At 69.4% G+C, this 22,738-nt stretch carries 21 protein-coding genes; 12 read left to right on the top strand and 9 right to left on the bottom strand.

Going from position 1 to position 22,738, the window contains the following annotated elements; all coding sequences use genetic code 11:
* Positions 1–2 precede the first annotated feature (2 nt).
* A complete protein-coding gene (locus AMYAL_RS0124730) occupies positions 3–689 on the bottom strand; it encodes a TetR/AcrR family transcriptional regulator (RefSeq protein WP_020633945.1) in 687 nt (228 codons plus the stop codon).
* A gap of 58 nt (positions 690–747) precedes the next feature.
* Here AMYAL_RS0124730 and AMYAL_RS0124725 point away from each other — a divergent pair, with 58 nt between their 5' ends.
* The 11 genes from AMYAL_RS0124725 to AMYAL_RS0124675 all read left to right on the top strand — a co-directional run bounded on the left by AMYAL_RS0124725 (position 748) and on the right by AMYAL_RS0124675 (position 15,222).
* A complete protein-coding gene (locus tag AMYAL_RS0124725) occupies positions 748–1,545 on the top strand; it encodes a thioesterase family protein (protein ID WP_020633944.1) in 798 nt (265 codons plus the stop codon).
* Between the two features lie 78 nt (positions 1,546–1,623).
* Positions 1,624–3,678 carry a hypothetical protein gene (locus AMYAL_RS0124720; protein WP_020633943.1) on the top strand — a complete coding sequence of 685 codons (2,055 nt, stop codon included), beginning with the start codon at positions 1,624–1,626 and terminating at the stop codon, positions 3,676–3,678.
* Positions 3,679–3,795: 117 nt separating this feature from the next.
* Positions 3,796–4,992: an RICIN domain-containing protein gene (locus tag AMYAL_RS0124715; RefSeq protein ID WP_020633942.1), complete on the top strand. Its 1,197-nt coding sequence runs from the start codon at positions 3,796–3,798 to the stop codon at positions 4,990–4,992.
* Positions 4,993–5,117: 125 nt separating this feature from the next.
* Positions 5,118–5,540 carry a DoxX family protein gene (locus tag AMYAL_RS0124710; RefSeq protein WP_020633941.1) on the top strand — a complete coding sequence of 141 codons (423 nt, stop codon included), beginning with the start codon at positions 5,118–5,120 and terminating at the stop codon, positions 5,538–5,540.
* A 298-nt stretch (positions 5,541–5,838) separates the two neighbouring features.
* Positions 5,839–7,131, top strand: a complete 1,293-nt coding sequence (locus tag AMYAL_RS0124705) for an extracellular solute-binding protein (RefSeq protein ID WP_020633940.1) — start codon at positions 5,839–5,841, stop codon at positions 7,129–7,131.
* Positions 7,128–8,114: a carbohydrate ABC transporter permease gene (locus tag AMYAL_RS0124700; RefSeq protein WP_020633939.1), complete on the top strand. Its 987-nt coding sequence runs from the start codon at positions 7,128–7,130 to the stop codon at positions 8,112–8,114. Before AMYAL_RS0124705 ends, AMYAL_RS0124700 begins: the two co-directional genes overlap by 4 nt.
* Positions 8,111–8,941 (top strand): carbohydrate ABC transporter permease, encoded by an 831-nt coding sequence (locus tag AMYAL_RS0124695; RefSeq protein WP_020633938.1) that lies wholly within the window; start codon positions 8,111–8,113, stop codon positions 8,939–8,941. The genes AMYAL_RS0124700 and AMYAL_RS0124695 overlap by 4 nt, the downstream gene beginning before the upstream one ends.
* 3 nt (positions 8,942–8,944) lie before the next feature.
* Positions 8,945–10,387, top strand: coding sequence for a glycoside hydrolase family 3 protein (locus AMYAL_RS0124690; protein WP_020633937.1), 1,443 nt, complete (start codon positions 8,945–8,947; stop codon positions 10,385–10,387).
* 177 nt (positions 10,388–10,564) lie between these two features.
* The gene (locus tag AMYAL_RS0124685) at positions 10,565–12,487 is read left to right on the top strand and encodes an elongation factor G (protein WP_020633936.1); all 1,923 of its coding nucleotides are present in this window, start codon (positions 10,565–10,567) and stop codon (positions 12,485–12,487) included.
* 15 nt (positions 12,488–12,502) lie between these two features.
* Positions 12,503–13,453 (top strand): LLM class flavin-dependent oxidoreductase, encoded by a 951-nt coding sequence (locus AMYAL_RS0124680; RefSeq protein WP_020633935.1) that lies wholly within the window; start codon positions 12,503–12,505, stop codon positions 13,451–13,453.
* Positions 13,454–13,551: 98 nt separating this feature from the next.
* Complete coding sequence (locus tag AMYAL_RS0124675) at positions 13,552–15,222, top strand: M14 family zinc carboxypeptidase (protein WP_020633934.1); 1,671 nt, start codon at positions 13,552–13,554, stop codon at positions 15,220–15,222.
* A 94-nt stretch (positions 15,223–15,316) separates the two neighbouring features.
* On the opposite strand, the gene AMYAL_RS0124670 is transcribed toward AMYAL_RS0124675, so the two are convergent.
* The 3 genes from AMYAL_RS0124670 to AMYAL_RS0124660 all read right to left on the bottom strand — a co-directional run bounded on the left by AMYAL_RS0124670 (position 15,317) and on the right by AMYAL_RS0124660 (position 18,073).
* Positions 15,317–16,054 carry an N-acetyltransferase gene (locus AMYAL_RS0124670; RefSeq protein WP_020633933.1) on the bottom strand — a complete coding sequence of 246 codons (738 nt, stop codon included), beginning with the start codon at positions 16,052–16,054 and terminating at the stop codon, positions 15,317–15,319.
* A 55-nt stretch (positions 16,055–16,109) separates the two neighbouring features.
* The gene (locus tag AMYAL_RS0124665; RefSeq protein ID WP_020633932.1) at positions 16,110–17,204 is read right to left on the bottom strand and encodes a glycosyltransferase family 4 protein; all 1,095 of its coding nucleotides are present in this window, start codon (positions 17,202–17,204) and stop codon (positions 16,110–16,112) included.
* Between the two features lie 80 nt (positions 17,205–17,284).
* Entirely contained in the window at positions 17,285–18,073 is a 789-nt protein-coding gene (locus AMYAL_RS0124660; RefSeq protein WP_020633931.1) for an inositol monophosphatase family protein, read from the bottom strand.
* Positions 18,074–18,090: 17 nt separating this feature from the next.
* Between AMYAL_RS0124660 and AMYAL_RS0124655 the strand changes: the two genes are divergently transcribed.
* Positions 18,091–18,786 (top strand): creatininase family protein, encoded by a 696-nt coding sequence (locus AMYAL_RS0124655; protein ID WP_020633930.1) that lies wholly within the window; start codon positions 18,091–18,093, stop codon positions 18,784–18,786.
* A 70-nt stretch (positions 18,787–18,856) separates the two neighbouring features.
* Here the strand turns inward: AMYAL_RS0124655 and ribA are convergent, their stop codons facing one another.
* From ribA to AMYAL_RS0124630, 5 genes are read right to left on the bottom strand one after another with little or no spacing between them, the layout of a single operon-like run.
* Complete coding sequence (gene ribA / locus AMYAL_RS0124650) at positions 18,857–19,465, bottom strand: GTP cyclohydrolase II (protein WP_020633929.1); 609 nt, start codon at positions 19,463–19,465, stop codon at positions 18,857–18,859.
* On the bottom strand, positions 19,462–20,448 hold the full coding sequence (locus tag AMYAL_RS0124645; RefSeq protein WP_020633928.1) for a lysylphosphatidylglycerol synthase transmembrane domain-containing protein: 987 nt from the start codon (positions 20,446–20,448) through the stop codon (positions 19,462–19,464). The genes ribA and AMYAL_RS0124645 overlap by 4 nt, the downstream gene beginning before the upstream one ends.
* Positions 20,445–21,263 carry a class I SAM-dependent methyltransferase gene (locus tag AMYAL_RS0124640; RefSeq protein WP_020633927.1) on the bottom strand — a complete coding sequence of 273 codons (819 nt, stop codon included), beginning with the start codon at positions 21,261–21,263 and terminating at the stop codon, positions 20,445–20,447. The genes AMYAL_RS0124645 and AMYAL_RS0124640 overlap by 4 nt, the downstream gene beginning before the upstream one ends.
* Positions 21,260–22,327 carry a glycosyltransferase family 4 protein gene (locus tag AMYAL_RS0124635; RefSeq protein ID WP_020633926.1) on the bottom strand — a complete coding sequence of 356 codons (1,068 nt, stop codon included), beginning with the start codon at positions 22,325–22,327 and terminating at the stop codon, positions 21,260–21,262. The genes AMYAL_RS0124640 and AMYAL_RS0124635 overlap by 4 nt, the downstream gene beginning before the upstream one ends.
* Positions 22,324–22,722 (bottom strand): 6-pyruvoyl trahydropterin synthase family protein, encoded by a 399-nt coding sequence (locus AMYAL_RS0124630; protein WP_020633925.1) that lies wholly within the window; start codon positions 22,720–22,722, stop codon positions 22,324–22,326. Before AMYAL_RS0124630 ends, AMYAL_RS0124635 begins: the two co-directional genes overlap by 4 nt.
* Positions 22,723–22,738 lie beyond the last annotated feature (16 nt).

Genomic DNA, 22,738 nt, shown 5'->3' with positions numbered 1-22,738 from the left:
GCCTAGCCAGTCCGGCCGCGTGCCGTCGCCCAGCCCGCCGCCAGTTCGTCCAGTTCGGCCGCCAGTTCGGCACTCGGCGGGAGCGCGTCCCACGGGACCCGGCAGGCGAGCGCCGTACCGAGCCCGGCCATCCGGATGACGCTGTCGATCAACTCCTCCGGCCAGTCGAATCCCGGCTGGGCGATCAGCAGGCTCACGCAGCCGTGCATCGCCGACCAGAGGCCCATCGCGAGCACTTCCGGTTCGCCGCGCAGGATCCCCTCCCGCACACACGCGGCGGTCGCGTCGGCGAGATACCGGAAACAGGCGACCGCGCCGGGAGACGAGCCTCCGGACGGGCGCATCAACAGGACCCGGTACTGCACCGGATGGTCCAGGGCGAACCGGGCATACACCCGCGCGCAGCGGCTGAGCGCGCGCATGGGGTCGCCGACCTCGGCGGTGTGTTCGTGCATCCGGCGCGCGAGGTCGTCCCACACCCGCAGGCAGACCGCCTCCAGCAAGGCGTCACGGCTCGGGAAGTGCGCATAGACCGACGGGGTGGACACGCCGGTCCGCCGTGCGACGGCACGCAGCGTCAGTGCTTCGTCGGTCCCCTCCTCGGCGAGCAGGGCATCGGCGGCGCGCAGGATCTCGCCCCGCAGCTTCTCTCCTTCGCCCGGCCGCGCTTTCGTCCGCTTCGCGCCCATGCCGTGATGCTGCCAGCATTGACTTGACACCGTCAACTTGACGATGTCAGCTTGAGCTATGGCGCACTTCCAGACCGCGACCGCCCTGATCCGCCGGGGCGACAGGCCGGTATTCGACATCGAGCTCGATCCACAGTGGACGATCGGGGCGAAACTGCACGGCGGCTACCTGCTCGCCGTGCTCGCCAGGGCCGCCGCCGGGGTCTCCTCGCATCCGCACCTGACCGCGATCAGCGGCTCGTTCTCGGTGGCGCCGGAGCCCGGTCCCGCGGTCGTCGAGGTCGAGGTGCTGCGCGAAGGCCGCGGCCTCACCCAGCTGCGCGCGCGGCTGAGCCAGCACGGCGCACCCTGCACCGAGGCCCTGATCACCCAGGGCGTCCTGACCGACGGCGACGCGTGGTGGTCCGGAGTGGACCCGGTCGAGATCCCGCCGGAGCAGGACTGCCTGCCCGTGCCCGCCGACGGCGGTGGCGGCTTCCGGATCGGCCTGATGGACGTCGTCGAGCAGCGGCTCGACCCGGCAGCGGCGGGCTTCGCGGTGGGACAGCCGTCCCGGAAAGGCGTCATCTCGTCCTGGCTGCGGCTCGCGGACGGCAGCGACTGGGATCCGGTGAGCCTGCTCGTGGCGCTCGACCCGGTCCCGCCGATCTCCTACGACCTCGGCATCGCGGGCTGGGCGCCGACCGTCCAGTTCACCGCGTACCTGCGCGGGCTCCCGGCACCGGGTCCGGTCCGGGTGCGGATGCGGGCAGGCGAGATCGGCGGCGACCGGATGGACGAGGTCGCGGAGCTTTGGGACGAAAAGAACAGATTGATCGGGCAAGCCACCCAAATAGCCGCGGTGCGCGTCCCCTGAACCACCCGAAAGCGGGTTCATGACGGAACTCCGGGCGTTAAGATCCGGCGTCGACGTCATTGTTCTGGGGGCAGGACCATGGAAGTGGAACCACGCCGCGCGGACGCGGACGGCTCGGACGAGGACGGGGCCGAGATCACCCGGCTGTGCCGGACGCTGGTACCGCTGGCGGCCGCGGGCAAGCACGCCGAGGCCGCGTCGACCTACCGGTGGGTGACCAGGGCGTCGATCGGGGCTCCGCTCCGTTACCGCGACCACGCGTTACGGCTGGAGTTCTGCGCCCTCACCGGCAACGAGCACACCGGTCTCGATCTTCTGTCGCTTTTGGACGGTGTCGGCGACCACGCGGACGCCGTCGGCAGGCTGGACTTCTTCGCCGCGGCCGCACTGCTCACCCGGCGGTTGACAGAAACCGGATACGGCGAGATCCGGTTCGTTCTCAACGGGCCGTACGACGGTCTTTCCCTGAACCGGCTGCACCGGCGGATGCGGGCGGCGGCCTTCGTCGAAGCCGAGGAACTCGACGAGGGCGATCCCACCGGATATTTCGCCGCGCACGCCGAACGGAAGATGACCGCGAAACCGGTCACGGAATTCGTCCCGCTCCTGCCTTCCGCGCTGCCGCGGGTCCCGATCCTGCCTCCGCCGGATCTGTCGGCGGAGGAACTCGTCACCAGGGCCGAAATCCACAATCACCGATGCGAACCGGAAGAGGCGCGGGCCTGTCTCGCCGCGATCGGCACCGTCGCGGACGGGATCGCCCCGCGGCTGGCCGAATTACGCGCGATCTTTTTCCAGGACGGTGACACCGAGGAGCGGTTGCGCCGCGCGGCCACGGGATTCCGGCGCCAGGGCGACGAAATCCGGTTCCTGCTCAACCAATGCTGGCTCGGGCTGTGGCTCGTTTTCGACGATCAGGCCGAGACCGGGGTCGCGCTGACGACGGTGGCCGCGGCGCGGTTGCGCGCCGGGACCGACGAGCGTGCCGCCTGCTGGGGCGAATACTGGCTGGCGCACGTGCTTTCCGGGCAAGGCCGCACTGCCGAGGCGTACGAGGCCTTGCGTCGCGGGGCGGAACGAGCGCACAAAGCAGGCGATCCCTTGCTGCACGGCACTCTTCTGTGCCTGGAGGCGTCGTTGCGGAACGGTGACGGCGAGGATCCGGGGACCACGCTGGAACTCGCGCAGGCGGCGACGGACGCCTTCATCGTCGGGAACGTCGGCGAGAAAGCCGTCGAGGCCGTCGAACAGGTCCGGATCGCTTATGAGCGCACGGGATCGCTCGACGAACTGGACGTCTTCGTGGAGCACTTGCTGTCGACGCTTCCCGCGGGCGGCCCGGAACGGTTGCGTGGTCATCTCCGCCAGCTTCGGGCGCTGTCGCTGATCGGCACCGGGCGGTTCGCCGAGGCCGTCGACGACGCGTACGCGTCCCTCGGTGTCGCCGCGTCGAAAGGCAAGGACAACGCGGAACACTGGTACGTCCTCGTCACCGCGCTGCACGGCGCCGGCCGCTACGACGAGGTGCTCGACGTCGCGCCCCGCGCCATCGAGCTGCTCGCCGGGCTGCCGGACTGGGGCCATCGCTGCCGGTGGATGTACGCCGACGCCTACCGCGCGCTCGGCGAATCCTCGCGCGCCTTCAACGAATACGCCGTCCTCGCCGAAATCCTGGAGGAGTCGGGCGACACCGGGCACTCCTACATCTCGGTGAGCATGGCCGCCGCCGAACAACTGGATCTGCTCGGCTACGGCGCGAACGCCGCCGACTTCTACGCGCAAGCCGCCGACGCGGCTGTGGCGATCGGCGGCGGTTACGTGGCCGCCACCTGCCGTAACGCCGCGACACTGTCCCGGCTGCGGTCCGGCGACCTCGACGCGGCGCTCACCGCGCTCGACGTCGCGGAATCCGCCGTGCACGCCGTGGAAACCGAGACCGTGCCCGCCAGGGAACATCTCGTCGCGCAGCTCGACCACGTCGCCGCCCACGTGCTCAGCGCCGCGGGCCGCGTCCGGGAGGCCGCCCGCCGCGCGCTCCGCGCCGCCGAAACCTTCCACCGGATAGGCGAAGCCGAGTCCGCCCGCGATGTCGACCTCTTGCTCGAACAGATACTCCTCGGTGAACAAAAGTGACGTATGTCCTGTTCTGTCAGTGACATGCTCACCTTCGGCTGCTTATGATTCCTGCCGGTCTAGACCTCTTTCCCACATCCGGATGCCTCATCCCCCGCGATGAAAAGGCGGTTCGGCATGACCAGAAGATTCCTGAGACTCGTGGCCGGCGCAGCGCTGGTGCTCGGCGTCATCTCCCTGCCCGCCCCGGTGGCGACCGCGGCTGAAGCCTCGGCGGTCTGCGACGGCGACGGTGTCAGCGGAAAACGCGTTCAAGCGCTTTATGTCCGCGGAAACACGCAAGCGGACAGGTACGGGCAGCTCGTCGGCCAGTTCCAGACCTTCACGAGCCAGATCGACGACATCTTCGTCGAGGCCGCGTCCCGGCTCGGCGGCGGCGTCCGGCACGTCCGGTACGTGCACGACGCGAGCTGCAAGGCGACGATCGCGAACGTCGTCATCGCGCAGTCCGCGATGGCCGACGTGGACACGATCACCAACGCCATCAAGGCACAGGGCTACAACCGCGGCGACCGCAAGTACCTCGTCTGGTACGACGCGGGCGGCTGCGGGCTCGCGTTCGGCAACGGCGGCAACGACAGCCCCGGCGCGAACAACCCGTACAACGGCGGCCCGCATTACGCGACCGTCGGCACGGGCTGCTGGAGCTGGCAGGCCAGCGGCCACGAACTCCTGCACAACCTCGGCGCCGTCCAGGGCAGCGCGCCGAACGCGACGCCGTACGGTCATTGCTGGGACGACGAAGACATCATGTGTTACGACGACGGCGGCCTCCCGCCCGGCGGCCTGAAGAAGGTGTGCCCCGGCGCGCCGGAAAACCAGATCGACTGTCTCGGCAACGACTACTTCCACACCAATCCCGCGCCCGGAAGCTACCTCGCCACCCACTGGAACGTGGCCGACAGCGAGTACCTGATCCGCGGCGGCACGCCGTATCCGGCCGGGCGGATCACCGGCGCGGGCGGTAACTGCGTCGACGTCGACAACTCGCAGATCGCGAACGGCACGGCGGTGCGGCTGTGGACCTGCAACAACACCGGCGCGCAGACGTGGGCGGTGCAGAACGGGACCCTGCGCGCGCTCGGGAAGTGCCTGGACGTCGACAACAGCGGGACGGCGGACGGGACGAAGGTGCAGCTGTGGGACTGCAACAAGACCGGGGCCCAGACCTGGCAGCGGAGCGGTCAGAGGCTGGTCAACCCGCAGTCCGGTAAGTGCCTCGACGTCGAGGGCGGCGGCACCGGCTCGGGAACCCGGCTGGTGATCTGGACCTGCAACGGTTCGGCAGGCCAGTCCTGGCAGATCCCGGCCTGACACGCCACCTGAAGTCCGTGAAGGCCTCCTTCCCTACCTTGAGAGTAGGGAAGGAGGCCTTCACTACGCGTCTCGGACCATGCGTAGCCTTGCCACCCTTCCCGCACCGGAGAAAAATCTCCGGCATGTCCGGAGGAGCCAGCGGTACCCGAAGCCTGCCCATCGGCTTGATCGCGCTGTGGATCGTGCGTGCCGCGCTCGCCGCCGAGTTCCTCTACAGCGGTTACCTGCTGTTCGCGGGCGGCCACACCGAACAGACCTTCGCCGAGATCGGCCTCGGACAGTGGCTGCGGTACGTCACCGGCGCCGTGGAGGCCGTCGGCGCGATCGGGCTGCTGATCCCCCGCCTCGGCGGGCCGTCGGCGCTGCTACTGGCGGGCGTCATGCTGGGCGCGAGCGTCACCGAACTGTTCATCCTGGCCAACGGCGGCCCGGTCCTCCCGCTGGTCCTGCTGATCATCACCGCGACGCTGGCGTGGTTCCTCCAGGATCAGACTCGGGCACTCCTCGGTATCGAGCCTCCCGAAGACGACGAGGACTACCGCTAGGCGAACGCGAGCTCCCGTTGCGCCGATCGGTGCAACGATGACCGTCCGAATGCACCGATCACCGGCACAGTCAACGAAAAACCGCATGTCAGCGCGCCTGGCAAGCGGCTGACGTGGACCCCGAAATGTCCACATGAGCGTGATCATCCGCTCACTCAAGGTGAAAGATTGCGGCTCGTTTACAACGAACCGGCCACCCGCTTGACAGTCGGAGTGGTACGTACCACGCTGCCGACATTGGTCTACACCATTTTGTGGGAGCCCGGCACAGTGGCCGGGCATCGAAAGGACGGCACGAGTGAAGCGCTGGCTCAAGATGGCTGCGGGCGCCGCCGCCATCACCCTCGCGACGGCGGGCTGCGCCGGTTCCGGTAGTGGCGACAGCACGAATTCGAGCGCTCCGGCGTCGAACGGCTCGCTCACGGTCTGGCTCATGACCGGGACCGCCCCGGAATCGCTGACGAACTCGCTCCACAAGGAATTCGAAGACGCACACCCCGGCGTCAAGGTCAAGTACGAGATCCAGCAGTGGAACGGCATCCAGCAGAAGCTGACCACCGCGCTGGCCAGTGACAACCCGCCGGACGTGATCGAGCTGGGCAACACCCAGACCCCCGCGTTCGCGAACCAGGGCGTGCTCGCCGACCTCACCTCGAGCGTGGGCGACTTCAACGGCGCGCAGTGGCTCCAGGGCCTCAAGGCTTCGGGCGAGTTCGACGGCAAGACCTACGGCGTCCCGTTCTACGCGGCCAACCGTGAGGTCATCTACCGCAAGGACATGTTCGAGCAGGCGGGCATCACCGCGACGCCGAAGACGCGCGCGGAGTGGCTCGACGCGATCACCAAGCTCAAGGCCAAGTTCGGCAGCGACCCCGAGTTCCAGGCCCTCTACCAGCCGGGCCAGAACTGGTACGAGCTGCTGTCCTTCATCTGGGACGAGGGCGGCGACATCGCCCAGGCCAACGGCAAGTCCTTCAAGGCGACTTTGGACTCCGCGCAGGCCAAGGCCGGGCTCGAGTTCTACAAGCAGCTCACCGACGCTTCGGGCACCAAGGCCCCGAAGGACGCTGACGAGGCCACCCCGCAGCAGGCCGGCATCTACGGCGCGGGCAAGGTCGCGATGATGATCGGTGTCCCCGGTGAGGCCGACACCGCGGCGAAGACCGACCCGAAGATCAAGGAGAAGTCGGGCGCCTTCGCGATCCCCGGCAAGACCGCCGACAAGTCGGCCCCGGTCTTCCTCGGTGGTTCGAACCTGGTCATCCCGGCCAACAGCAAGAACGCGGCCGCGGCCAAGGACTACGTCAAGCTCTTCTCCACCCCGAAGTACCAGACCGAGCTGGCCAAGGCCGGTTACGTCCCCGGTACCTCGACCGACGTGTCCGCGCTCGACGCGAACCCGCTCACCAAGGTCATGGCCGAGGCGTCCAAGAACGGCCGTGCCGTCCCGACCAGCCCCAAGTGGGGTGACGTCGAGTCCGGTCAGAACCCGATCAAGGACATGCTGACCGCCTACCTGACCGGAACGAAGACGCTCGACCAGGCGACCGCCGACGCCAACGCAGCGCTCGACAAGCTCATCGGCGGATGACCACGACCAAAGATGTGACGATGCCGGCGGGGGCCACCCCGCCGGCATCGCCGCGCATCAAACGCCAGAAGTCCAATCGGCGTCTCCGTCTCGGCGAACGGACGGCGCCGTATCTGCTGATCCTTCCGGCACTGGTCGCGATCCTGGTCCTGCTGGGCTGGCCGACGATGCAGCTGATCGGGATCAGTCTCCGCAAGCTCGACCTCCGTGAGCTGGTCTCCGGAGACATGGTCTGGGTCGGCTTCGAGAACTTCTCCACGATCCTTTCCGACCCCGAATTCTGGGAGATCACGGTCCGCACCCTGGTGTTCACCGCCTCGGTCGTGATCATCACCCTGCTGCTGGCGCTGTTCATGGCGCTGCTGATGCGGCATCTCAACCCGGTGGTCCGGGTGATCCTGCAGGTCGCGCTGATCCTCGCGTGGGCGACCCCGGTGGTCGCGACCACCACGGTCTTCCAGTGGATCTTCGACCAGCAGTACGGGATCCTGAACAAGACGCTCGCGAAACTCGGTTTCGACGGGTTCATCGGGCATTCCTGGTTCTCCACCGGCCCGAGCACCCTGACCGTGATCGGCCTGCTGGTCGTCTGGCAGGCCGTGCCGTTCGTGGCGTTCACGCTGTACGCCGGGCTCCTCGGCGTCCCGAAGGAGCAGTACGAGGCCGCGGGCATCGACGGCGCCAACGGCTGGCAGGCGTTCTGGGCGGTCAGCTGGCCGGCGATCCGGCCGATCCTGACCATGGTCACGTTCCTGTCGGTCCTGTGGGACTTCAAGTTGTTCGCCCAGGTGTGGGCGATCCGCCAAGGCGGGCCGGACGGCGCCAGCACGACGCTGCCGGTCTACATGTACCTCAAGGGCCTCGCGGGCAACCACTTCGGCCTGGCGGCCACCGCCGCCCTGCTGATGATGCTCGTGCTGATCCTGCTCACCGCCCGGTACGTCCAGCTGCTGGTGCGCACGAAGGAGGCCGACCTGTCATGAGGAAGTCCCTGACCCAGCGGATCGGCCTCGGCGCGCTCGGCGTGGTCGTGGCCCTCCTGTTCGTCTTCCCGACGTACTGGATGATCACCTCCTCGCTGAAGACACCGGGCCAGGTCCTGTCCCCGGACTACGACCTGATCCCGTCCGCGGCGACGCTCGACAACTTCGTCTCGGCGCTGACGAAGCCGGGGTTCACCACGTACCTCGCCAACAGTCTCATCGTCACGCTCGGCGCGGTGCTGTGCTCGCTCGTCGCGGGTGTGCTGGCCGCGGTTCCCTTGTCCCGCATGCGTTTCCGCGGCCGCAAGGGGTTCCTGCTGCTGGTGCTGGTCGCCCAGCTCGCCCCGTTCGAGGCGCTGCTGATCCCGATGTACCTGCTCATGCGCGACGCCGGGCTGCTCAACCAGCTGCCTTCGCTGCTGCTGGTGTACTTCGCGGCGACGCTGCCCTTCACGTGCTGGATGCTCTACGGCTTCGTCAACGGCATCCCGTACGACCTCGAAGAGGCCGCGATGATCGACGGCTGCAGCCGGGCGGGTGCCTTCCGCCGGGTGACGCTGCCGCTGCTCGCGCCGGGCCTGGTGACCACCTCGGTGTTCAGTTTCATCACCGCGTGGAACGAGTTCCTGTTCGCGTTCGTCTTCATGCGCGACCAGAACAAGCAGACCCTGCCGGTGTGGCTTTCCTCGTTCCGCACGGCGTTTTCCGTGGACTGGGGCGGGATCATGGCGGCGTCGGTCATCTACGCCGTGCCCGCGCTCGTGTTCTTCATTCTCGTCCAGCGCAAGCTCGTGTCCAACCTGACCGCAGGCGCAGTGAAGGGGTAATCCTTGTCTTCACCGGAAAAGCTCGCCGCATCCGTTCTCGTATCGGGCTTCGACGGCACCATCGCACCGGATTGGCTGCGCCGCAAGGTGGCCGACGGCCTCGGCGGCGTGATCCTGTTCGGCCGCAACGTGGTCGACGACGAGCAGGTGGCCGCGCTCAGCGCGCAGCTGCGGGCGGAACGGCCCGGCGTGCTCATCGGCATCGACGAAGAGGGCGGTGACGTCACCCGGCTCGACGTCGCCACCGGCTCGTTCATCCCCGGACCACTCGCACTCGGCGCCGCGGACGACGTCGAGCTGACGGCGTCGGTCGCCGCTTCGCTCGGCGAGCGGCTGGCCGCCTGCGGGGTGACGATCAACTTCGCCCCGTGCGCGGATCTGACCCTGGCGGCGGAGGATCCCTCCATCGGGGTCCGCGCGTTCGGTTCGGATCCGGTGAAGGCTTCGCCGCATGTCGCGGCGTACATCACCGGGATGCAGAAGTACGGCGTGGCCGCGTCGGCCAAGCACTTCCCCGGCCACGGGGCGGCGACCGACGATTCGCACCACGCGCTGCCGGTGCTGCCCCGGACCGAGGCGGAACTGCACGAGATCGAGCTCGTCACCTTCAAGGCCGCGATCGCGGCGGGGGTGCGCGCGGTCATGACCGGGCACCTCGTCGTGCCCGCGTGGGGTGAACTGCCCGCCACGCTCAACCCGAAGGCGCTCACCGACGTCCTGCGCGGTGAGCTCGGCTTCACCGGCGCGGTGATCACCGACGCGCTCGACATGGGCGCCATCGCGGGCGAACTCGGCAAGACCGAGGGGGTCGGCCGGGCGTCCGTGCGGGCGCTGATCGCCGGTGCCGACGCGCTCTGCCTGGGTGGTGTGTCGTTCGACGACGACGACCTGAACCGGATCGCGGCGGTCATCGCGGCCGCGGTCGAGTCCGGTGAGCTGCCGCTGGAGCGGCTGGCCGAGGCGTCGGAACGGGTCGCCGCGCTCGGCGCTCCCCCGGTGTCGACGCCGATCTCCCCGGTGGACTACCGGCTCGGCCTGGAGGCGGCGCGCAAGGCGCTGCGGATCCAGGGCTCGCCGAAGCTGGAGGGCCCGCCGCTGGTGATCGACATCGAGACCGAGCCGATCATCGCGGCCGGTCCGATGCCGTGGGGGCTCGGTTCGCAGCTGACCGAGCTCGTGCCCGGCACCCGCGCGGTCAAGGTCGGCGCGGACGGGATCGCGACCGCGATCGAAGCCGTCCACGGCGCGCGCGACCTCGTCGTGGTGACGCGCGAGGCGCACCGGCACCCCGAGGTCCGCGAGTTCCTGGGCTGGCTCCGGGAGTCCTCCGTGGACTACATCCGGGTCGAGACCGGCGCGCCGGGACCGGACACCGAGGGGCCGCGGATCGACACGTTCAGCGGGTCCTACGTCAGCCTCCGCGCCGCCGCCGAGTACCTGGCCTGAAAGTACGTGAAGGCCCCCTTCAGTGCGCTAGACGCACTGAAGGGGGCCTTCACGTATTTCGGTTGCGGGACCGAGGTGAGCGTGCTGTAGTCGACTTGACCTAGGAGATGATCGTCTTGCCGGTGTCTGCGTCCTTCCCACAGGTAATTTCCGCCTACCTCAAGGACAAGACACCTCGTGAAGACCCTCAACCTGGGGATTCTGGCGCATGTTGACGCCGGGAAGACGAGCCTGACCGAGCGGCTGCTGCACACCGCCGGGATCATCGGCGAGCTGGGCAGCGTCGATGACGGCAGCACGCAGACCGACACGCTGGCGCTCGAACGCGCCCGCGGGATCACCATCAAGGCGGCCGTGGTGTCGTTCGCCGTCGGCGACGTCACCGTCAACCTGATCGACACCCCCGGCCATCCCGATTTCATCGCCGAGGTCGAACGCGCGCTCGGCGTGCTCGACGGCGCGGTCCTGGTGCTGTCGGCGGTCGAAGGGGTTCAGGCGCAGACCCGCGTCCTGATGCGGACCTTGCGACGGCTGCGTATCCCGGCACTGCTGTTCGTGAACAAACTGGACCGCCGCGGCGCCGATCCGGACCGGGTGTTCCGGGAAATAGCCGGGAAACTCACGCCCTCGGTCGTCGCGATGGACCCCATGACACCCGATCGGGTGATCGACCTGCTGGCGACCCTCGACGACGACCTCCTGGCCGGGTACCTCGCCGACCCGGACGGGTTCACGCCGTCGCGGCTCCATGCCGAGCTCGCCGCGAAAGTGGCCGAAGGGCTCGCCCATCCGGTCTATTTCGGCTCGGCGATCACCGGCGCCGGTATCGACGCGCTCCGCGACGGCATCGAGAATCTGTTGCCTGCCAAGGAGAGCGACGCCGACGGGCCACTGTCCGGCACGGTGTTCAAGGTCGAACGCGCACCGGGCGGCGAGAAGATCGCCTACGTGCGGCTGTTCTCCGGCAGGGTCGCCGTGCGCGACAAGGTCCCGCTTGGCGACGGCGAAGGCAAGGTCACCGCGATCAGCGTCTTCGACAACGGCTCGGCCGTGCCGTCGGGTTCGGCCGGGGCCGGGCGGATCGCGAAGCTGTCCGGGCTGGACGTCCGGATCGGTGACGTGCTCGGGACACCGCCCGAGCACGCGCCCAGAGCCCTTTTCTCACCACCGACGCTGGAGACCGTCGTCTCCCCGGTGCGCCCGGCCGATCGCGGCCCCTTGCACCAGGCACTCACCCGGCTGGCCGAGCAGGACCCGCTGATCGGCCTTCGGCACGACGAGATCCGTCAGGAGACTTCCGTTTCCCTGTACGGAGAAGTTCAGAAGGAAGTCCTGCAGTCGACGCTCGCGGACGAGTACGGAATCGACGTCACGTTCAGCGAGACGACCACGATCTGCGTCGAACGCGTCTCCGGCACCGGATCTGCCGCCGAACTCATCGGCAAGGACCCCAATCCCTTCCTGGCGACGGTCGGCCTGCGCGTCGAACCCGGTCCACCGGGGAGCGGGATCTCGTTCCGGCTGGAGGTCGAACTCGGCTCGATGCCGTACTCCTTCGTCAAGGCCGTGGAGGACACGGTGAAGGAGACGCTGCGCGAGGGCGTCCACGGCTGGGAGGTGCTCGACTGTGTGGTGACGATGACGCGTTCCGGTTACTACGCCAGGCAAAGCCACGCCCACGGCACCTTCGACAAGAGCATGTCCAGCACCGCGGGCGACTTCCGCGATCTGACGCCGCTGGTGCTGATGGCGGCCCTGCGCGAGGCCGGGACGACCGTACACGAACCGATGCACCGGTTCACCCTGCAGGCCCCGGCCGACACGCTCGGCCCGGTCACCGCGCTGCTGGCGCAGGCTCGCGCCATCCCGCGCGCGACGTTCACCGAAGACGGGACAGCGGAACTCGACGGCGAGATCCCGGCGGCGAAAACCCATGAGGTGCACCAGCTCCTGCCCTCGGCGACACGGGGAGAAGGTGTGCTGGAGACCAGCTTCCACGGCTATCGACCGGTCCGAGGAGCACCGCCGTCACGGTCGAGAACCGATCACAACCCGTTGGAACGCAAGGAATATCTGTTACGCGTGCTGCGGCGCGTTTAAAGAACGGAGAACGTCATGGATTCACGGCTCGGAGTCAGGATCCCGCGCGAACTGCCCGCCGCCCGGCTGGCCGGTCTGGCGCGCCGCGCGGAACAGGAGGGGCTGGACGAGGTCTGGATCGTCGAGGACTGCTTCTACGCGGGCGGGATCGCCACGGCGGCGACGGTGCTGGCGGCGACCGAGAGGATCACCCTCGGCATCGGCATCATGCCCGCCGTGGCCAGGAACCCGGCCATCGCGGCGATGGAGATCGCGGCACTGGCGGAGCTGCACCCCGGACGCCTGATCGCCGGGTTCGGGCACGGCGTGCCGAGCTGGATGCGGCAGATCGACGCGTGGCCGCCCTCGGCGCTGGCCGCGTTCGAGGAGACGCTGACGGTCGTCCGTCGGCTGCTGGCGGGTGAGCGGGTTTCCTTCGAGGGCAAGCACGTCCGGCTCGACGGGGTCGAACTGGAGTTCCCGCCCGCCGTGCCGCCGAGGCTCATCGCCGGTGTCCGCGGCCCGAAATCCCTCGCGGCGGCGGGCCGGGTGGCCGACGGAACGCTCCTGGCGGAACCGGCGACACCGGAGTACGTCCGCGCGACGCGCGAGCTCATCGGCGTCGAGGGTCATTCGATCACCGCCTACAACTGGCTGGCCCTCGACGACGATCCCGACCGGGCCCGTGAGCGGGCGCGGTCCGACGTCGCTTCCGCGATCGGGCCGAACTCGGGTCCGGCGCTGGAGCCGCTGGACTTCGGCGCCGAACTGCTGGCCGAGGCCGCGGGTGACGACCTGGCCGTCCGGTTGCGTCCCGAGTGGATCGACAGGCTGAGCGTCAGCGGTCCGCTCGACCGCTGTGTCGAACAGATCCGGGCGCTGTACGCGGCCGGGACCGAATCCGTCGTCCTGCTCCCCTTGCTCGGCGAACCGGAGGAAGAGTCCTTCGCGGCGGCGGGCCGGATCGCCGCGGAGCTGCGCCGGTAGCCCTTCCGGTCACCCGAAAGCCGGTCCGTTCCGCCCCTGTCGCGGCAGGTGGTGATCCCTAACGTCGTCGGAGAACCGACCACAGAGGGGATCACCACATGCCCGACACCGAGGCCGCCCGGCATTTCGTCACCGTCTCCGTCGCCGACCCGGCGGCGCTGCGCCTGCTCGGCAGGCGCGGGCTCGACCTGTTCGCCTCGACCGCGCGGGAAACCCCCGAGGGCGCGGCGATCGACGGCTACCTCGCCGACGCGGAGATCACCGAACTCACCGGCAGCGGGCACGACGTCCACGTCCATCCCGACGTCGAGGCCGCGCCGCTGGAGATCGCGCCGGAACCCGGCAGCCGGGAGCTCACCGCCGGACCGGAAACCGCCGTGCCGCCCGGATACCGGGATTCCGTGCAGTTCGAACGCCTGATCCGGGACATGGCCTCGGCCCTGCCGGACACCCTGTCCTGGGTCCGGCTCCCCGAACGGTCCGTCCAGGGCAAACCCATGTCCGCGCTGCGGATGCGCGGCGGCGACCGGGCCGACCGGCCGGGCGTGATCCTGATGGCCGGGGCGCACGCACGCGAGCTGATGAACCCCGAAGTGCTGTACAACTGGATCTTCCGGATGGCCTATGCCCTCTCGTCGCAGACGTCGGTGACCTACCCTGGCAGCGACTACGGGTACAGCGTGGTCAAGCTGCTGGTCGACAACCTGGACATCTTCGTCGTCCCGATGGTCAACCCGGACGGCCGCGACATCGTCATGTCCGCGGAACACCTGCGGATGTGGCGCGGGAACAGCCGCGGCGTCGACCTCAACCGCAACTACGACTTCCTGTTCGACAGCGGGATCGGCACCAGTCCCGACCCGGCGAGCGAGGTCTATCGCGGGCCGCAGGCGTTCTCGGAACCGGAGACCCGCGACATCCGCTGGCTCCTGGACACGTTCCCGCACATCACCGCCGTGCTGGACCTGCATTCCTACAGCGAGCTGATCCTCTACCCGTGGGGCGACGACGACAACCAGACCACCGATCCCGCGCAGAACTTCCGCGTGCCGAACCCGGATCGCGGCGTGCCGAACGACGGGCGTTACCGCGAATACATCCCGCAGGGTGATCTGAACTGGTTCCTCCGCGCCGGAGCCCGGATGCGCGACGTCATCCCGAAAGCACACGGCCGGACGTACACCCTTCAGCAGAGCGTCGGGCTCTATCCGACAACGGGAACCATCGACGACTACACGTTCTCCCGGCATTTCGTGAACCCGGCGCTGAAGAACGTCCGGACCTTCTGCATCGAAACCGGCAAGCCCCCGGCCCGCGGCGACGTCCTCGGTGCCTTCCAGCCGCCGTACTCCGAGGTCTACAACGTGATCGAGGAGATCGGTCCGGCGATCATGGAATTCCTGCTGGAGATCTACTGCCCGACCGGTCCCGACAGCCTGCTGCTGGAGGAGACCGAAGAAATCCTCGGCAGGCACATGGGTTCCTCACGGGAACTGTACGACAGCCTGGTCTCGCACGGGCCTGGCATCCTCCGAGCGCTGGGCGACGACCCGCGAGCGCGCGTGAAGGCGACCATCGCCTTGAAGCGGCTCACGGAAGCCGCTCGGCTGGAGCACGATCCGGTGCTGGAAAGCGACGTCGCCGGGAAGCTGGCCGAAGCCGCAACGGCGATCGGGGAGGCGGTGCCGGAGGCGCGGGAGCTGCTGAAGGAGTTCGTCACGCGGACCGAAGGGGCGGCCGGGCAGCGGCTCAGCACGGCGCTCTCGTGAGCGGTTAGAGCCTCGAGCGCCACACCAGAGACGCTCAACGTCTCGAACGTGGCGCTCGGGGCCTCTTCCGCGGCCGCCCGCCGGAGCGAGCCGATCAGAACGGGTGCTCCATCCACACGTTCGCCTCCACGTAGACCCCGCAGTCCCGCTCGACGTTCGCGTGTACCGGCGCGATCCCGCCGGGGATCACGTTGTCGCCGTCCGCGAGTTTGACACCGGTCCAGTCATGCCAGTCCGCGATCGAACCCGAGATGGTCACGGCGAACGGGCAGACCTTGATCACCCGCGCGCCGAGCCGTTCGTGAGTGCGCAGCCAGCGGTCGGCGAGCAGCCCGTCCTCGCGGCGCCGGACGGCGTAGGACTCCATGGGAACGTCCGGCTCGTCCTCCTTGCCGATGGGGCGCACCGAGACGATGAGCCGCTTCAGCCCCGTCTCGGCCGCCCGCGCCTTGAGGGCCTTCAGCATCGGTGTGGACAGGCCGGTCCCCCGCAGATGCGGCGCCACGACGACTTCGAGCGCGCACAGGGTGTCCGGCGCCCGGCCGTCCATGAGGTCTTGCGCGGCCCACTGGATCGCCTCGTCCCAGCCGTGCGACGGCAACTCGTGGCGGTCCTCGGCCGGATAGGTCAGCGGGACCGACAGCGCCCGCGCGATCGGCACGCCGTCGTCGTCCAGCGCGATCAGGAAATACCGGGACCAGTGCCGCAGGAACCGTTCCGGGGTGATCATCTTGCCGCTGAACCCGGCGTAGATGAACTCACCGCCGACGTCGCCGAGATTCAGCGCGGTATCGAGGAGATCAGGACGGGACGCAAGATCGACGATTCGCATGCCGCCAAGTCAACCGAGCCGATGATCGACGGCGATAGCTGCATCCGGGCGATGATCAAGCAGGCTGACGCGGCACGGCCTGCAACCGGGAAAGGACGTCGGTGAGCCTGCCCGCGGCCACGTCCCATTCCTCGAGGGCACTGCTCCGCGCGAGCGCCGCCGTCCGCAGGGAATGACGCAGTTCGGCATCGAGCGACCAGCGCAGCAACGCCGTCGCGAGCGCGGACGGGTTGTTCGGCGGCACCAGCATGCCGGGCACGCCGCCGCCGGGCGCGGTGCCGAGCGCGTCGTGCGCGCCCGCAGTTTCGGTGGCCACCACGGGGATCCCGCGCGCGAGCGCCTCGGCGACGACCAGCCCGGACGTGCCGCCGCGGGCGGGCAGGACGAGCAGATCCGCGCCGTCGTAGACCAGGTCGAGGTCCTCCGGCGGGCGGATGAGGCTGATCCGGGAGCCGAGCCCGAGCCGTTCGACCGTCCAGCGCAGTTCGTCGACGTAGGCGGGATCGTGGTGCGTCGCCCCGGCGAACACGCATTTGAACGCCAGTTCGTCGACCGTCGAAAGCGCCCGGATCAGCACATCCTGGCCGTGGCGCGCGGTCATCGGCGCGAGACAGAGCAGCCGGGAGACGCCGTCGGCGCCCGCCGCGAGCGGAGCCGCGTCCGTGCCGGGTGTCGCGACGTAGACGCGAGTGGGGTCGAGGTCGTGCCGGTCGATCAGCTGCCGGGCGAGCCACGGCCCGGTGGCGACGACCATGCCCGCCAGCCGCAGGGTCTCCCGTTCGCACGCGTCGAGTTCGGCGGCCTGCGCCGGGTCGAGCGCGGGATCGTCGGCGAGCGGCCGGTGGACCAGGACGGCCAGCCGCAGCCGCCGGGTGTGCGGGACCACGATCTCCGGGACCCCGCAGGCGACCGTGCCGTCGATCAGGACGACGGTGTCGTCGGGCAACGCGGTGAGCGAACGGGCCAGTCTCGACCGGGACAACGGTCCCGGCATCGGCCAGGCGCCGGCGATCGGCAATTCCAGCAGCGGGAGCCCGGTGGCCGGGAGGTTCTGGCACATACGGCGGTCGTATTCGCCGCTGAAGTCCTCGGTGTCGCCCGGCAGGACGAAGACGACCGGTTCGGTCACGCGGACATTCGAGGTGAACACGGTTACCTCCTGATGCGGGCGCCTTACCAGGAGGAACGGATACGGCGCCCGCCCGGTTCACCTCGTGAGTGACAAACTTTTCACCGGCCGACGCGGGCGATCGCCGCCACGATCTCGTCCCGCAGCCCGGCGCCGACCGCGATGGTGGCCTCCGATCGCACCGTGTGATCGGCGCCGTCGCTGTCGATGACCACTCCCCCGGCCTCGCGCACGAGGAGGACGCCCGCCATCGTGTCCCACGGTTTGTTGGAGAGGATGACGCTCGCGTCGAGTTTGCCGTGCGCGACCCAGGCCAGGTCGATCGCCGCGGAGCCGAGGAACCGGACCCGCTGCACACGGCCGCCGAGTTCGGCCAGCAACGCCATCCGGACGCGGTTCTTGACCTCCGCCTCCTCGCCGACCGCGAAGTCGCCGATGCTCACGATCGCGTCGGACAGCTCCGTCGCCTTCGACGCCGCGAGTCGTTCTTCGCCCGCGTACGCGCCCTGACCTTCAGCGGCGGTGTAAGTGATGTCGAGGAACGGCAAGGAGATCGCCGCGACCGTGCTCTTCAGGCCGTCGACGAGGCCGAGCGAAACGCCGCACAGCGGGATGCCGCGCGCGAAATTCGCGGTGCCGTCGACCGGGTCGAGCGCCCACCACAGGTCCTTGTTCCCCTCGTGCCCGCGTTCCTCGCCGAGGATGCCGATCTCCGGGGTCTCGCGCGCCAGGAACTCGCGGACGGCGTCCTCGACGGCGAGGTCGACGTCGGTCACCATGTCGCGATCACCTTTGGCGGCAACGGAAAACGACGTCATCGAGCGGACGATCCCGGTCGCCATGGCGACGGCTTCGCGGGCGACGGACAACAATGCGGCGTGGTCGGTCATGTGGGTACCGTAGCCCGATGGACCTGTTCCCGACGGCCACGACGGCCGACGAGCGCGCCCGTGGCGCCGACGTCGCGGTGCTGCCCGTCGGCAGTTTCGAACAGCACGGCGCGCACCTCCCGCTCGCCACCGACGCGGTGATCGCGACGACCATCGCCGACGCCCTCGCCTCGGCGTACCCGGTGCTGCGGCTCCCGCCGATCACGATCGGCTGCTCGCACGAACACGCGGACTGGGCGGGGACGGTCAGCATCTCGGCCGCGACGCTGTACGCCGTGGTGAACGATGTCGCCACCTCACTGCGCCGGTCCGGGGTGCCGAAACTGGTGCTGGTGAACGCTCATGGCGGCAACTACGTCCTGTCCAATGTGGTCCAGGAGTCGACGTCACCGATGGCGCTGTTCCCCGGCGTCGAAGGCTGGCAGGCGGCGCACGACGCGGCCGGGCTGGAAACGTCACTGGACAGCGACATGCACGCCGGGGAGCTGGAGACTTCCCTTTTGCTGCACGCACATCCTTCGCTGGTGCGGCCCGGTTACGCGGAGGCGGACCACCTGGCCGACGACAGGCGGCACCTGCTCACGACCGGGCTGCGGCCGTACTCGGAGTCCGGTGTCGTGGGGCGGCCTTCGCTGGCGACGGCGGAGAAGGGACGGCTGGTGCTGGAGTCACTGGTGGAGGGCTTCGGGGAGACCCTGGCCGCGCTGGGCTGAGTGTCTCGTGCGCCTCGCCCGTGACGCTCAACGTCCCGAGCGTGGCGCTCGGGACATCATCCGTGCGCCCTCAGGACCCCGCCATCGAATCCAGATGCGGCAGGAAGTGGTGCATCCGTTCCTGTTTCGTCCGCAGGTATCGCAGGTTCTCGTCGTTCGGCGTCACCAGCAGCGGCACCCGCTCGCTGATCCGCACCCCGTGCAGCTTCAGCTGGTCGACCTTCGTCGGGTTGTTGGACAGCAGCCGCACCGAACGCACCCCGAGGTCGGTCAGGATCGCCGCCGCCGCACGGTAGTCGCGCGCGTCCACCGGCAGTCCGAGCGCGATGTTCGCCTCGACGGTGTCGAGCCCTTCGTCCTGTAGCCGCATCGCCTTCAGCTTCGCGAGCAGGCCGATGCCGCGCCCTTCATGTCCCTGCGCGTACACGAGGATCCCGGCGCCCTCCTCGACGATCGCCCGCAGCGCGGCGGCCAGCTGGTCGCCGCATTCGCAGTGCATCGAGCTGAAGACGTCGCCGGTCAGGCATTCCGAATGGACCCGCGTCAGCGTGCCGAAGCCCTCGATGTCGCCGTGGACCAGCGCCATCTGCTCGGTGCCGTCGGCGTCCAGATACCCGAACGCGCGAAAGACGCCGTAGTGCGTCGGCAGTCTGGTCTCCACGACCCTCTCGACGGTCATCGTGTGTCTCCTGTCTGTACGGGTGTCCTCGCCGCGAAGCGCGGTGCGGCGGGTGTGGCGGTCTTGAAGGAACCGACGAGCAGTACGCCGGCACCGGGAAGGCTGGAGACGAGCGCGAGCACGCCGTAGACGACGGCCACCGTGACACCCTGTGCCGAACCGAGGCCCGCCGTGCCGAACAGCAGCGCGCAAACGCCCTCACGCGGGCCCCAGCCACCGATGTTCAGCGGCAGCCCCATCGCGAGCAGGGCGAGGATCATCAGCGGCAGCAGTTCCGCGATCGGCGCGGTGACCCCGGCCGCGCGCGCGGCGACGACGAACAGCGCGAGATGCCCGGCGAGGGTGGCCACCGAAAGCAGGCTCACGCCGGGCCAGGTCTCCTTGGTCAGCAGGCCGAGCCGGACGTCGGCGAGCGTGACGGCGAACCCGCGGCGCCACTTCGATCCACTGTGGATCCAGTGCCTCCCCGCCGTCATCCCGGTGACGACGGCCGCGAAAGCGAGCACGACCACCACGATCCCGGCGGCCGTGACGACCCCGTCGATCGGCGGAGGCACCACGGAAGGCGTGCTGAGCACGACGGCGACCGAGGCGCCGATCACCACGATCTGCCCGGCCGTCCGCTCCAGCACCACCGCGCGGACGCCACGCGGGACGTCACCGGCGCCGCGGCCGTGCTGCACGGCGCGGTTGACGTCGCCGAGCACCCCCGCCGGCAGGACACCGTTGAGGAACAACGCACGGTAGTACTCGCCGACGGCGCTGGGCAGCGACAACTTCAGGCTGAGCCGCCGCGCGACCAGGCACCAGCGCCAGGCGCTGAAAACCGTGGTGGCGAAACCGATCCCGAGGGCGGCGGCGACACCGGAGGCGTCGACCTCGCGCAGCCCGTCCAGGAACGCACGCGTGCCCAGTTGCCAGACGAGCACCCCGAGGATGGCGAGCGCGCCGAGGATCCGCAGCCAGGGCCAGAACCGCTTCACGACGGCACCACCAGGAGATCCTCGTGCTGGATCGTCGCGTTCAGCTCGCCGGCCGCGCACTGCGCGAGCCGCCACTGCAGGTACGCGTCGCCGTCCGACGAGAGCTCTGGCCGCTGCTCGCAGGCGGCACCGACCCAGCCGGTGAGCCATTCCGCGGTCAGCGCGGCCTGATCCGCGCCGAGCCGCCACGGGCTCGGGGCGCGCCGCACGGTGGCGCCGAGCCGTTCGAAAACCCCGTACGCGACGTCCACCGCATCCGGGCCGAGCAGCCACCGGCCCTGGGTCACCCGGCGCTGATGCGCGTTGAAGGCGTCGGCGATCTCGATGTCGAACTTTTCCTCGGGCGACAACACGACCCGCCCCGAAACGCTCAACGTGAACAGGACCGCGCACCTCGCCCCGACACAGGCCTCCGCCAACCTGGACATCTCCTCGGCGGTGAGCAGATCGAGCAGCGCCGAAGCCGCCACGAGCGACGTCCCGGCCAGGTCCTCCGCGCGTAGCTCGGTGATGTCACGCTCTTCGGTGACGACGGTGACTTCGCTGCCGTCCAAAGCGTGTTCCGGACGGCTGGTGCGGGCCAGCGCGTGGATGAGCAGGTCGGGATCGCGGTCGTGCAGGATCCAGTGCTGCCTGCCGGGCAGCCGCCGGGCCAGCCAGCGGCCGAGCGAACCGGTGCCGCAGCCGAGATCCCGGACGACGACCTCGTCCTGTTCGCGCAGGAACGCTCGCACCGGCTCGATCAGCTCGGTCGCACGGGCGGCGGCATCGGCGTCTTCCCTCAGCTGAAGCCAGCTCGGGGCGTATTTGGTCATGCCGCCGTCCTTTCGCTCAGCAGCACGGCGGCGACGCCGCGGGCCGTCGCGTCCCAGCCGGTCAGCGTCTCGCGGCGAAGGCGGGCGGAGGCGCGAAGCCGGTCTCGGAGTTCAGGTTCGGTGAGCCAGCGGCGAAGGGCCTTCGCCAGCGCGCTGACGTCCTCGCCGGGAACGAGCATCCCCGGCACGCTGCCGTCGGGCGACCGGCCGAGGGTGTCCGGCAGCGCGTCGACGGCTGTCGCCAGCACGGGAATGCCGTGTGCGAGCGCCTCGGTGACGACCATGCCGTAGGTCTCCGCGCGCGAAGGCAGCACAAGGAGGTCTGCGGACGCGTACGTCGCTTCGAGTGCTTCGCCGGACCGAGGACCGGCGAGGGTGAACCGGTCGCCGAGAGTGTGTCGCCGCAGGCGTTCGACGTAGCGGGTCTCGCGGCGGATGGCGCCGACGCATTCACAGCTCCACGGGAGATCCGTGAGCGACTTCAGCGCGTCCGCGAGCAGCCCCTGGCCCTTGCGCGGAGTCACGTTGGCGACACAGACCAGATGCGTCCCGTTCGGGGTCCCGAAAGCGATTTCGGCGTTGTCGGCCCCCGGCGGGACGGCGTGCACGCGATGCGGGGCGAGGTCGTGGTGCTCGATCAGCCGTCTCGCCGCCCAGTCGCTGGTCGCGACCACGGCCTCGACCGCGCCGAGCGTCTCCCGCTCCAGCCTGTCGAGTTCGGCGGCGAGCGAGGGCGAAAGTCCCGTTTCGTCGGCCAGCGGGAGATGCACCAGCACCGCGATCGACAACCGCTGCGCCGCGGGCACGATCACCTCCGGCACCCCGCAGGCGACCAGCCCGTCGAGCAGGACCACCGCACCGGCAGGCAGCTCGGCGAGCTTGCGCGCCAGCACCTTGCGCGCCTCGGTGTCGGGCCGCGGCCAGTTCCCGCGCACCGCGATCTCGCGGACCGCCACCCCCGCCGCGACGAGGCCGTCGCACAGGCGGCGGTCATAGACGTTGCCGCCGCTCGGCGCGCCAGGGTCGTCGATGTCGCCGGGAAGGACGACATGGAGGCCGTTCACAGCGCACGCTCGTAACTCGCCCACGCGACATGGGATTCGTGCAGCGAGACGACGATCCCTTCGAGCCCCCGCGCGCCCTCGCCGAGCGCTCCCGTGTGGACGCGGTCGGCGAGCCTGTCGGCGATCACCTTGGCGAGGAACTCGGTCGAGGTGTTGATCCCGGCGAATTCGGGCACGTCGTCGAGGTTGCGGTAGTTCAGGTCGGCGAGCACCGCTTTGAGCTCTTCGGTCGCCTTGCCGATGTCGACGACGATGTTGTCGGCGTCCAGTCCGGACCGGCGGAACGTCGCGTCCACCACGAAGGTCGCGCCGTGCAGGTTCTGCGCGGGTCCGAAGACCTCGCCGCGGAAGCTGTGGGCCACCATGACGTGGTCTCGGACGGTGATGCTGAACAACGGACCTCCCAGATCG

It is taken from the genome of Amycolatopsis alba DSM 44262 (assembly GCF_000384215.1).
In the GTDB taxonomy this organism is placed as follows: domain Bacteria; phylum Actinomycetota; class Actinomycetes; order Mycobacteriales; family Pseudonocardiaceae; genus Amycolatopsis; species Amycolatopsis alba.
This window is presented reverse-complemented; position numbering and strand designations above follow the sequence as displayed.